At 30.9% G+C, this 13070-nt stretch carries 7 protein-coding genes and 1 tRNA gene; 6 read left to right on the top strand and 2 right to left on the bottom strand.

Going from position 1 to position 13070, the window contains the following annotated elements; all coding sequences use genetic code 11:
- The first annotated feature begins 159 nt into the window (after nt 1-159).
- On the top strand, nt 160-1449 hold the full coding sequence (brnQ, locus tag I4V16_RS13875) for a branched-chain amino acid transport system II carrier protein (RefSeq protein WP_049179535.1): 1290 nt from the start codon (nt 160-162) through the stop codon (nt 1447-1449).
- 119 nt (nt 1450-1568) lie between these two features.
- Here the strand turns inward: brnQ and I4V16_RS13870 are convergent.
- Together I4V16_RS13870 and I4V16_RS13865 are read right to left on the bottom strand one after the other, a co-directional pair.
- Nucleotides 1569-1644 (bottom strand) — tRNA-Met (locus I4V16_RS13870).
- A 242-nt stretch (nt 1645-1886) separates the two neighbouring features.
- Nucleotides 1887-2405: a hypothetical protein gene (locus I4V16_RS13865; RefSeq protein ID WP_049177965.1), complete on the bottom strand. Its 519-nt coding sequence runs from the start codon at nt 2403-2405 to the stop codon at nt 1887-1889.
- A 349-nt stretch (nt 2406-2754) separates the two neighbouring features.
- Between I4V16_RS13865 and I4V16_RS13860 the strand changes: the two genes are divergently transcribed.
- The 5 genes from I4V16_RS13860 (at nt 2755) to I4V16_RS13840 (ending at nt 13009) form a co-directional block, all read left to right on the top strand.
- On the top strand, nt 2755-8700 hold the full coding sequence (locus I4V16_RS13860) for a glycoside hydrolase family 2 TIM barrel-domain containing protein (protein WP_049177963.1): 5946 nt from the start codon (nt 2755-2757) through the stop codon (nt 8698-8700).
- Between the two features lie 426 nt (nt 8701-9126).
- The gene (locus tag I4V16_RS13855; RefSeq protein WP_049177962.1) at nt 9127-11163 is read left to right on the top strand and encodes a PTS sugar transporter subunit IIA; all 2037 of its coding nucleotides are present in this window, start codon (nt 9127-9129) and stop codon (nt 11161-11163) included.
- The gene (locus I4V16_RS13850) at nt 11164-11616 is read left to right on the top strand and encodes a PTS sugar transporter subunit IIA (protein ID WP_049177961.1); all 453 of its coding nucleotides are present in this window, start codon (nt 11164-11166) and stop codon (nt 11614-11616) included.
- Between the two features lie 2 nt (nt 11617-11618).
- A complete protein-coding gene (locus I4V16_RS13845) occupies nt 11619-12680 on the top strand; it encodes a PTS fructose transporter subunit EIIC (RefSeq protein ID WP_049177960.1) in 1062 nt (353 codons plus the stop codon).
- 20 nt (nt 12681-12700) lie between these two features.
- Nucleotides 12701-13009, top strand: a complete 309-nt coding sequence (locus I4V16_RS13840) for a PTS fructose-like transporter subunit IIB (RefSeq protein ID WP_049177971.1) — start codon at nt 12701-12703, stop codon at nt 13007-13009.
- Nucleotides 13010-13070 lie beyond the last annotated feature (61 nt).

Below are 13070 nucleotides of genomic sequence, written 5' to 3'. Positions count from 1 at the left end.
AACCGCCGTATACCGAACGGTACGTACGGTGGTGTGAGAGGACGCTAAATAAAATAATTATTTAGCTCCTACTCGATCGTCTAGGAAAATATGAAAATTTTAAGTAACAAAATCTTATGGATACAGAGATTGAGTGTGAAAAAGAAAAGGGGTAACATTATGAAGAAAGTAGTAGATATAATTGTTGTAGGATTTGCAATATTTTCAATGTTTTTCGGAGCAGGAAACTTAATATTTCCCCCATACATAGGTATGGCTTCAGGAAGTGGCTGGTTAATAAGTTACCTAGGATTTATTATTTCAGATGTAGGTATGATACTTTTATCAATTATTGCTATTGCAAAGGCTGGTTCTTATCAAGCTGTTTTAGGAAGGGCAGGTAAGAAATTTGGACTTGCTTTGGAAGTTATTATAATGCTTTGTTTAGGGCCTATACTTATTATACCAAGAACTGGTGCAACGACTTTCGAAATAAGTATTGCTCCATTAACTAATTCAATTGGCCCTGTTATGTTTTCTATTGTATTCTTTGCTTTAACATTTATTTTAACAGTTAAGCCAAATAAGGTTGTTGATATTATAGGTAAGTTTTTAACTCCTATACTTTTACTTACATTAGCTGCATTAATAGTAAAAGGGGTATTGTCTCCATTGGGTGAATTAAGTAGTGCTAGTGATTTACAAAGTTTATTCTCAACTGGACTTGCTCAAGGGTATCAAACCATGGATGCACTTGGATCAGGTGGAATTGCCGCACTTATTATAGCTACATTTTTAGCTAAGGGATACAAAGATAAAAAAGAAGTTACAAGCCTTACTATAAAATCCTCATTAGTAGCAGCAGTAGGGCTTATATTGATATATTCTGGATTAGCGTACTTAGGAGCTACTGTTTCTAATATTTATAATACTAGTATATCTCAAACTGCATTACTAATTGCTATAACAAAAGGTTTATTAGGCTCCTCTGGAGGAATTTTATTAAGTATAGTAGTTGCTTTTGCTTGCCTTACTACATCTATAGGTTTAACTTCTGTTACAGCTAGATATTTTGAAGAACTTAGTAATAGAAAAATTAAATATCAGCATTTGGTTACGTTGATTTGTGTCTTTAGTGCTGTTATTTCTAATTTTGGTGTTGATAAAATAATTTCTATAGCAGCTCCAATATTAACAATACTTTATCCAGTAGCTCTTGTTTTAGTTTTAATGGTATCTTTTAAAAATATATTTACTAAGGATTCTATATATAAAGGTGCAGCTTATGCTACTTTACTTGTAAGTACTCTTACTGTTATAGATAGTTTAGGTATTAATATAAACTTTATTCATGCACTTCCTTTTGATAGATTAGGATTTAATTGGATAATACCAGCAATAATAGGAGGAATACTAGGTACTTTTATTTTTAAAGATAAGTCAATTGATTTAACGATGGATGTATCATAAGAATATAAGTGAAGTTTTACTGTGTATAATAAAATGACCCAACAGTTAAAATTAGCTGTTGGGTTATTTTGTGAATTTCACTATATAAAAAAATCCTTACATAATGTAAGGATTTTTTTTGGTTGCGGGAGCAGGACTTGAACCTACGACCTTTGGGTTATGAGCCCAACGAGCTACCAACTGCTCCATCCCGCGATATTAAGTTTTAAGTTTGCATCAGCTAACTTGTATTCTTAGTATATAGGTTAGGTATTATAATGTCAAAATTAAAATGCACCATATTATGTTGTGAGAGAAGAAGAGGTTATTTAGAAGCATATATACCTCTAAATGCTATATAAAACAAAAAACTAGAATAATCATAGAGATTAAAAAACAAAAGAAAATTATTGATTGGATATTACAGATGTATGAAATATCTAAGTATTAGCTAAATGCTAACTATTTTTACTTTTATATTCTTTAAAAAGAATAACTATAAGTGATATTAGCAGAAGTAAAGTCACAAGGGGAAGAAATAAAAAAAGTATTGAAAATCGTCCTATTAATGAATCATCTCTAAATATTGGAGCAAGACTTGCGTCAGAATATTTAACATTAAATAGTGGAATTTTACCTTCAGCAGAATCATTATATGTCCCAACAACTTTTCCATATATATAAAAGTCCCCTAATAAGACAGGGTCATTTACAGCATAATTAGGAAGATTACCAGTAAGTTGTATATATTTTGGATTAGCATCTGGATAAGTATTTTTAATAGTATTCCAAAGCTTATTTTTATCTTCTTTTAAGTAATAAAGAGGACCTGTTGTTACTTGTAAGTGAACTTTTATTTTAATGTCATCTTTAGATAACTCTTTTTTAGGAGTAATTCTAGTAGGAATAAAGTAATATAGTGTTATTGGAATAAATAATAACAATGCTATAATAATACACAATTTTATTTGCTTCATAAAATCAATCCTTCTAGTATTATAATAAAATATTATATTACTAGTTGAGATAAATGGCAAATTATATCGGGTGAGTGAATAAAGATAATAGAATTATATATTTTAATTTATACTTTAAATTAATGAGAAAAGTATTTAAAATATATACAATAAATGTAAAATTAGGTATAATTAAACTGTGGGAAATCATAGATATGATATTTATTTTTGTAGAGAGAGGAGGGAGATTAAAAAGTTAATAAATTAATTCGAGATCATATCTATTAATTATAGAAAGTGTTAAAAAGTTCATAGTAGGGTAAGGAGTAATATTAGAAAATAAAACTAGGAAGATTTAGGAGAGGAAAATATGAAAAGTAGAAATTTAAAAAATACGAAAAGATTTACCTCATTACTCTTAGCAAGTACTCTAGTATTATCTGTAGTAGATTTCGGTTCAGTGAAATTTGTAAAAGCGGTAGATACGCAATTTGCAGGAGAAGAATGGTATGACCAAATTAGCACTATAGAAGTAAATCGTGAGTCAGCAAGATCTACATTTACTCCATATGAAACTATTGAAAAAGCATTGAAGCATGAAAAGTCAGCATTAGATAATCTTGATGAAACAGGTTCAAAGTGGTATCAAAGCTTGAATGGAACATGGGACTTTAAGTGGGCTGAAAAACCTGCAGAACGTGAAAACGATTTAAGAGGCGATGAAGCTAAGAATTATAAAGAAGACTGGAATACAGAAGGCTGGGATAAGATTGAAGTTCCAAGTAATATACAAACTCAGAGAGATGAAAATGGTGATTTTAAATATGACACACCAATTTATACAAATCAGACATATCCTTGGGCAAATTATGAATCAGTAAACTATAATACAAATGGAAAGAATAAGCCTGTTGCACCAACTGTTAAAAATAGCGTTGGCCAATATAAGAGAACTTTCGTTTTACCAGAGGACTGGGACGGTAGACAAACCTTTGTTTCTTTCCAAGGTGTGGAATCAGCATTCTATTTATATATAAATGGACAAAGAGTAGGATATGCTGAAGATAGTTATACTGCTGATGAATTTAATATTACTGAATATCTTAAGCCAGGAGAAAACACAATTGCAGTTGAGGTATATAGGTGGTCAACAGGAAGCTATCTAGAGAATCAAGACTTTATTCGCTTAAGTGGTATTTTTAGAGATGTATTTTTATATTCAAAGTCAGATGTAGAGATTCGTGATATTTTCGTAAAAACTGATTTAGATGAAGAATATAAAGATGCTGTACTTACATTAGAAACTGATGTAAGAAGTTTAAGTCCAGAGAAGTCTGGCAAGTATACAGTAAAAGCTGATTTATATGAAATAGATAGTGATAAGAAACTTTGGAATGAACCACTTTCTTATGATATAGAAGTAAGTGCAGGAAAAGCTACAGTTGAAGAGAGAGCAGATGATAAGGGACAAAGGGGGACAGGATCTAAAGAGGTAACTAACCCTAAAAAGTGGTTTGCAGATACACCAAATCTTTATAGATTGTTAATTCAATTAGAAGATGAAAATGGTAATGTGATTGAAACAACTTGTCAAAGAGTTGGATTTAGAGAAATTGATAAAGTTGATATAAATGAAGCAGGTCAAGAGCAAGCTCAAATTAATGGTAAAAAGATCATGTTTAGAGGAACTAATAGACATGAGACTGATCATATAAATGGTAGAGCTCTTACAAGAGAAGATATAAAAGAAGATTTAGTAACAATGAAACAATTCAATGTTAATGCAATTAGGACATCACATTATCCTAATAATCCATATACTTATGCATTAGCAGATGAATTAGGCTTATATATATGTGATGAGTCTAATATTGAATCACATAAAGGGGCAATTGAAGCAGATATACCATCAGGTGAATCAGAGTGGAATAATTCTGTTATGGATAGAACAATAAATATGGTGGAAAGAGATAAGAATCATCCATCTGTTGTAATTTGGTCTTTAGGAAATGAAGCAACTTATAGAACTTACCCTATGAATGATAGTTATTGTTTTTATAATTCTACTCAATGGATTTTAGAACGTGATCCATCAAGATTAAGAAAATATGAAAGAGATAACCGTTATACAAAGGGAAATAGAGAACAATCAATGGTAGATATTTATTCATCACAATATTGGGGAGTATCATCAGTAGTTGGACACGTAACTAATACCAATAATAAGGCTCCTTATATTCAATCTGAATATGCACATGCCATGGGAAATGCACTAGGAAACTTTAAGGAGTACTGGGATGTATTTAGAAATTATGAAAATGCCCAAGGTGGATTCATATGGGATTGGATGGATCAGTCAATTGCTACAAAGATTAAAAATACTACAAAGTATTACGTGAAAAATGCAGATGGAACTGAATCAGAAATAAAAGGAACATTGGAAAATGGAAGAGAAGGAAAAGCCTTAAGAGGAAAAACTTTTGTTCCAAGTGTAAATGCAAATAGTGATGAATTAACATTATCAGCATGGGTGAAGTTAGATGGAATGACAGGAAGCGATCAAGCTATCATTTCTAAAGGTGATAATGGTTATAATTTAAAAATATCTAAAGCAAACAATAAAATTGAGTTCTTTGTAGATGGATGGAGCAGTGGTACTTTAACTGTTGATTTTCCTAGTGAAAAAATAGGAAAGTGGACAAATATTGTAGGCACATATGCAAATGGCAAATATTCTTTATATATAGATGGAGAAATGGTTGGAGAAAAGAGTATCTCAAAGAATACTCCACTAGATAGCGCAAGCTATAATATAGGAATTGGTGATGACCCACAATACAATGGCCGTGCTTTTAACGGTTTGATTGATAACGTGATGGTTTTAAAGAAAGCGCTTACTAAACAAGAAATTCAAGAAAACTACAAAGTTCCTCAAGAAGATATAGTATATTCTATGAATTTTAATGAAAATGAAATTAGAGAAGAAACAACAAATTACCCAGAAGGAGAATATTTCTTTGGATATGGTGGAGACTGGGGAGAAAAAGTTACTGATAATGATTTTTGTGCAAATGGGCTAATGAATGCTGATAGAACTCCATCTAATGAGTTGTATGAAGTTAAAAAAGTACATCAAGAAGTTTCATTCTATGATGACGGACAAGCTAAAGATGGAACAGTTAGAATAGTAAACGAATTCTTAAATACAAACTTAAATGAATACGATATAAGTTGGAAGCTTTTAATTGATAATGGAATTAAAGCTCAAGGAAAGCTTTCAGAAGAGCAAAAAAATATTTTACCTGGTGAAGAAAAGACTATTCAATTAGATTTACCAGAAATGCAAATAGTAGAAGGTTCTGATTATATATTAGAATTCAGTGTAACATTAAAAGAAGATCAACCATGGGCAGGAGAATACTATGGACATAAGGGTGATGAGATAGCTTTTGAGCAACTTATGTTAAACTATACACCAGAAGTGGCTCGTCCATCTATTGATGTAAGCGAAAATAATCCAATAAATGTAGAAGAAAAAGAGGATTCAACAGTTATTACTGGTGGAGAAAATAGCGATAAATTCTCTGTTACAGTTGATAAAAATACTGGATATATAACAAATTATACAGTAAATGGAGAGGTTCTATTAAAAGAAGGGCCAAAACCAAATTATTGGAGAGCAAGAGTAAGTAATGATCCAAACTTTACAGATGGTATGAAAAATGCAGCTGATAATTTTAAGGTTAATAATTATACTGTAGATGTAAAAGATAAGGTGGTTTCAGTACATGTAGATGGAACTATTGAAGGAATAGATTCACCAAACTCAATTGATTATATAATTTATGCAAATGGTGATATTGTAGTAAGCAATAGCTTTACACCAGCGAATTCTAATGCAGTTGGCGAAATTGCTAGAATTGGTATGAAGATGATAGTTCCAGAAGGATATGAAAATATCACTTATTATGGTAGAGGGCCTCAAGAGAACTATATCGATAGAAATACAGGGGCTAAGATTGGAATTTATAAGGATACAGTAACTAATTCCTTCTCAAATAAATATGTTAGACCACAAGAGAATGGAAATAAGACAGATGTTAGATGGACTGCTTTAACCAATGGTGAAAATGGTAAAGGTATAATGGTAGTTGCCGAGGATAAGATGGAAACAAGTGCACTACATTATAAAGCTGAAGACATCTATAATACTTGGAAGAACTTAGGCCACCCATACCAAGTTCCTACTATTGATGATACTGTATTAACAGTAGATTATGCTCAAAGAGGTCTTGGTAATGCAAGTTGTGGTCCTGGTCCATTAGGTGAATATATTTTAAATAAAGGTGAAACTTATACACATTCATTTAGAATTACTCCAATTACAAAAGCTGCATCTAATGATAGTGAATTTGTAAAAGAGAGAATGGAAAATAGTAAGTTAAATCCAAATTCAATAATGCCAGTTACTGATATAACTTTAGATGGTGTTTCTTTAGATGGATTTGAGCCTTTAAGAACTGAATATAGTTATGAGTTATTTGATAAAGAAGGGCTTACATTCCCTAAGGTAGAAGCTGTTGCTACAGATGAAAATGTAAAATTAGAAATTACTCAGGCTACAAAGGAAAATCCTGTAGCTACAATTAAAGCAACTTCCTCTTATGGTATAGAAAAGGTATATACTATAAAGTTTAATTTAGTAGATCAAATGTATGTAAGTGACATGGAGTGGATAGTTGATAAGGGCGGATACAGTTCAAACCAAAGGGATCTTTGCACATGTGGTAGTCCTTTAGGTGTTTGGGTTGATGGAGTTAAGACTTCATTTAAAAAGGGTGTTGGATCACATGCACCTTCTGAAGTAACAATTAATGTTGAAGGTAAAGATGCTACAAACTTTACTGCAATTGCAGGAATTGGAATGGAGCAAGGTGGAAATAGTAATGTTAACTTTGTAGTAAAGGTTGATGGTAAAGAAGTATTCCGTAAGAATGATGTGATGTTTAAAACTTCAGTCCCAGTAAATGTAGATATTCGTGGAGCTAAAACAGTATCACTTATTACAGAAACTAATGGTGCAGATTCAAATGACCATGCTGTATGGGCTGATGCAAAATTAATTAATACTGTAACTAAAGTAGATTTAGAATCTGCTATAGCTGAATATGAAACAATTGCTGAATCAAAGGCTGATTATACAGCTAATAGTTTTGGAGCATATACAGAGTCATATAATAGTGCAAAGGAAATATTATTATCTGAAAATGCAACACAAAAACAAGTTGATGATGCTACAGAGGCTTTAAATTCTGCTAAGAATTCTCTTGTTTATATTAAGGATTTGAAGTTAATGGTAGAAGAATATGAAGCATTAGATAAAGAGCTATTTGTTGAAGAAAGTTATAATAAGTTACAAGATGAATTAGTAAAAGGAAATGAAGTATTATCAAATCCAGCAGCAACAAAAGAGCAAGTAACAGAAATAATGGCTCAGTTACAAGATGCATTTGCAAATCTAATTCCATTAGATGAGAATAGAAAAGCTTTGATTAGTATTATTGATGAATTTAATAAGAAGGATGAAGAATCTTATACAGAAGCATCATGGAATGATTATAAAGAGTTTATTGATGGTGTCATCGATACGCTAAATAATCCACAAGCTACTGATGAAGAAATTCAATTAATAATATCACAAGCACCAGGAAAAGTTGAGGCATTGGTAGATTTAACATTATTAAAAGAAGCTATTAATAATTTAGTTCCTCATGATGAAGTAAATTATACAGTAAATTCATGGAGTGACTATATTAATACAGTAGAATCAGCAAAAGAAATATTAAACAAATCAGCTGCAAGTAAAGATGAGGTAAATGTAGCAGTAGAAAGCTTAAAATCAATAGATGATAAGTTAGTTGATGTATCTGAATTGAAAGAGTTAATTTCAGAAGCTGAAAAGTTAGAAGAGAAAAATTATGAAGCTGATGCTTGGAAAACATTAAAAGAGCAAATTGAAGAAGCAAAAAATGCTTTAATAGATGGCTCAAAAGATGAAATAACAGGTATCATGAAAGCATTAAAGGATGCAATGGATAATACAAAGTTACCAGAAAAACCAGAAAATCCAGATCCAGAACCACCAGTTGATACTCCAACTGAAAAACCAGGGGAGACTCCTGGCCCAGGAAATGGTAGTGGCTCTAATGGCACTGTTACAACTGGAGATACAAATAATGTATGGCCAATGGTGGGTGTAAATGGTTTAGCTATGATGGTTGTTGGTTTCTTATTTATGCTAAAGAAGAAACATTAATTTTGAAATAATAAAGAATTAAGGGGCTGTATAAGGATAAGGTAAAAAACTTAATCTGATACAGCCCATTTTTATTTTTGTTAGTTATATACTAAAAAGTTATGTCTATTAGCAAACTACAAGAAGAACTTTTATTCTTCAGAGGTATTTTGAAAAGTATATTTTCGAAACTAAGAAAATGAAACATTAAATTCTAATGAACCGCAGTATAACGAATGATGAGATGAAGATAAATAAAATAATTGTTTAGCTTCTACTTGGTTTCTTGAAATTATTATTCCTTGGAACCTTGAAAGAGTCACATAGATAAATATAGGATAAAATACATAAATTGTAATTAAAAATTACAAAACTTCTATCTTATATTAAATTCAATTATTATATATCATTAAGAATGTAAGAGGGAAGTAATTGGAGGAGATTAAAGTGTTAAGTGGAAGAATGTTAAAGGTTATTGATTACTTACAAATTAATAATGAAACAACATATAAAAAGATTTCAATAGATTTGGAAATAAAAGAGCGATACATTAGATATGACATAGATAGAATAAATGATTTCTTTCATATTAAAAATCTACCTTTAATAGAAAAGCAATCAAAAGGGTGTATTGTCTTTCCGAAGTCAATTGAAGTTTCTGATCTAACTAAAGAAAACGACTTCATTTATTCTCAAGAAGAAAGAACCTCTTTAATTTTATTAATTTTATTAATAGATAACCAAAGGTTAAAGATTAATAGATTAAGTAAGGATTTTCAAGTGTCAAGGTCAACTATTAAAAATGATATGAGTTTTATTGAAGGAAAATTATTTGAGGAAGGTATAAAAATATCTTATACAGATAGATTTTTCTTAGATGGACCTAAAAATAAGAGAGTAGCCTTGATGACAAAGGAGCTTATAAAATATGTTTATTTGCTTAAGGATGAAAATCTAAGTTTAAACACCTTTGAAGCATATGCAGTAGAGGTAATAGAAAAGGCTTTTGAGGGAGTATCTTTAAAGGAGGTAATTGAATGGATTGATGATTTACTTGAAAGTATGGATTGTATATTAAGAGAGGATTTCTATAAGTGGTATGTAGCAAATGTATTTACTGTAATATGGTTTGTAATTAGAAGTAAGGAGAATCCGTTAGAGTCAACAATTAATAGTGAGTACTCAGATAAGTACAATGAATTTATGAAAAAACTTGAAGCAATTATTAATAAAGAGATTGATTATAAAAAACTTAAGGTACTTAATAGGCTGATTAATTATGTAAACAAAGATGTAGTACTAGATGGAGATTTTGATTTGATTTATATGGAAACTATAGTTTCTAAACTGATAGAAGCTATGTCCAAAGCTATGAATATTGATTTTACCAAAGATAGTATATTAATTGATGGACTGTCGAATCATATAGTCCTATTAATAAAAAGAGCTAAAGGTAGTATATACATTAACAATGAAGTACTCTCTATAATTCCTCAAAAGGATATTGTGGTAGTTGATACTTTAGCAGCGCTTATTAAAGATATCGAGGGATTAAGAGAAGTTACTGATTATGATGAAATATCATATTTAGCAGTTCATTTTATAGCTAGTATGAGACGCTTAACAAAAGCTACAAACAAGCAAGTATTATTAGTTTGTGGACATGGATATGGCAGCACTAATATGTTAAAGGAATCTTTACTAAATGAATACCAGATAGATATTGTTGATATAATTCCAGTATATAAATTAACTAGTTATAGCAATTGGAATAATGTTGATTATATTATATCTACAACAAAACTAAATAATTCATGTATTAAAAAATATGTTATCGTCAATCCGATATTATCCAATGATGATTATGCAAGTATTGATAGGCTTGGTATAGAAAGAAAGAGTACTGTATTAAATTACAACTCAATTAACGAAAAGTTAAATTTTTTAAAAGAAAAAGACAGAAGAAAGGTACTTGATATTATAAAAAATGAATTGGGTTATGGTAGTGTTATTACTTCTACGAGAGTTAATAGTATTAGTGGTTTATTATCGGATGATTGTATAGAAATAATGACTGGTAATAATGGATGGAGGGAAGTAGTTAAAGAGGGTATTGGATTGCTTGAAAGACAAAAATTTATAGATGAAAGATATGAAAAGGATATTATAAAGACGATAGAAAGTGTTGGATTTTATTCAGTTACTGATAATCTATTTGCACTTATACATGGTAGAGGGGATGAAGGAGTAAATCGTAGTTGTATGAGTCTGATTGTTAGTAATGAACCAGTGGAGTTTGGAGAAAAAAAGGTAAAAATAGTTTTTTGTTTAGCAAGTAAGGATAAAAAAGAGCACATTCCAGCTATGGTATTACTAATGAGAATGATAAAAAGTACTAGATTTATTGAAAGACTAGAGAATGCAAAGTCAATAAAAGAAATTAAAGAAATACTATATGAAACAGAAATGGAGGTTGCTTTTTGAATGGAGTCTATTATAAAGAGGGAATGTATCGTATTTGATATAGATGAAAAAGAAAAAGAAAAAGCAATATTAGAATTAGTAAAAAAATTAAAAAATCAAGGGAACATTACAGATACAGAAATGTTTTTGGAAGATGTCTTAGCAAGAGAAAAATTATCACCAACTTCATTAGGAAATGATATAGGACTACCCCATGGAAGGACAGAAAACGTTTTAAAAACAGCTGTATGTTTTGGAAGATTAAAAAATAAAATATTGTGGAATGAGGAAACAGGAGAGTTTGCTCAAATAATAATATTAATAGCTGTACCTAGTAATGATGAGGAAAACACTCACATGAAGATTATATCAAGATTAGCTAGAAAGCTAATGCATAAGGAATTTATAGATAAGTTATTTATTGGTGATAAGGAAGAAATATTTAATATATTAAAGGAAGGATTAGGTGAATAAAAATGGATTGGAAAAAAAGTTTAGCTACACTAAAAAAGCATGTATTGACAGGAACATCGCATATGATTCCATTTATAGTTGCAGGAGGTGTTTTATTTTCACTATCGGTTATGCTAAATGATGTTCCAGCAACACCAACTGAAGGATGGTTAGCAGGATTAGCAAAGATAGGGGAAGCAGGATTAACATTATTCATACCAGTTCTAGGAGGGTATATTGCGTATTCTATTGCTGATAAACCAGGTTTAGCTCCTGGTATGCTTGGTGCTTATTTAGCCAAAGAAGTAGGTGCTGGTTTCTTAGGCGGAATGGCTGCAGGGTTTATCGCAGGCTATGTTGTTAAGCAATTGAAGAAGATTAAATTACCAACTTCATTGAAGTCATTAGGATCTATATTCTTATATCCATTAATAGGAACATTTGTTACTGGAGCTATTGTAATTTGGGTAATTGGAACACCAATTGCAAGCCTTATGGAAGGATTAACAAATTGGTTAGCTGGAATGGGAGATGCAGGTAAAATTCCACTAGCTACGATTCTAGGTGGTATGACAGCATTTGATATGGGTGGTCCTATAAATAAAGTTGCTACATTATTTGCACAAACTCAAGTAGACACATTACCTTATTTAATGGGAGGCGTAGGTGTTGCTATATGTACTCCGCCAATAGGGATGGGACTAGCTACCTTATTAGCTCCTAAAAAATATAATACAGAAGAAAAAGAAGCAGGTAAAGGTGCTCTTTTAATGGGATGTGTAGGCATTACAGAAGGTGCAATACCTTTCGCAGCAAATGATCCACTACGTGTTATTCCATCAATTATGGTAGGAGCTGCAGTAGGAAATATTATACCATTTTTACTTGGGGTACTAAATCATGCTCCTTGGGGAGGTCTTATAGTACTACCAGTAGTTGAGGGTAAAATTGGATATATTATTGGCGTAGTTGTAGGGGCATTTGTAACTGCAATAATGGTTAATTTGCTTAAGAAGGAAAACACTAATAATGAGAAGATTAAAGTAGATGAGGAAGATTTTGAATTAGAGTTTGAAGAAGTATAAACATGGAAGGAAGATTGATTATGAAAGTTGTTGGAGTAACATCATGTCCATCAGGAGTTGCACATACTTATATGGCAGCAGAAGCGCTAGTTTTAGCAGGTAAAAAACATGGAGTTGAGGTTATTATTGAAACTCAAGGGGGCGCAGGAATAGAAAATCCTTTAACTAAAAAAGATATAGGTGAAGCAGTATGTGTGATATTAACTAATGATGTCTCAATTAAAGGAGAAGAAAGGTTTAAAGGTAAAAAGGTTATAAAAATGGGTGTGTCTGATGTGATAAAAAGAGCAGATGCATTAATAGAAAAGATAGTGAAAAAATTTAGCTAATATTAAAGATTAGTCAATTATTTAGAAAGTAGATATAGGTAATAAAATTATTGTATCTACT

Origin of the sequence: Clostridium sp. 1001283B150210_160208_E6, assembly GCF_015669365.1 — a bacterium.
In the GTDB taxonomy this organism is placed as follows: Bacteria; Bacillota; Clostridia; order Clostridiales; family Clostridiaceae; genus Clostridium; species Clostridium paraputrificum.
This window is presented reverse-complemented; position numbering and strand designations above follow the sequence as displayed.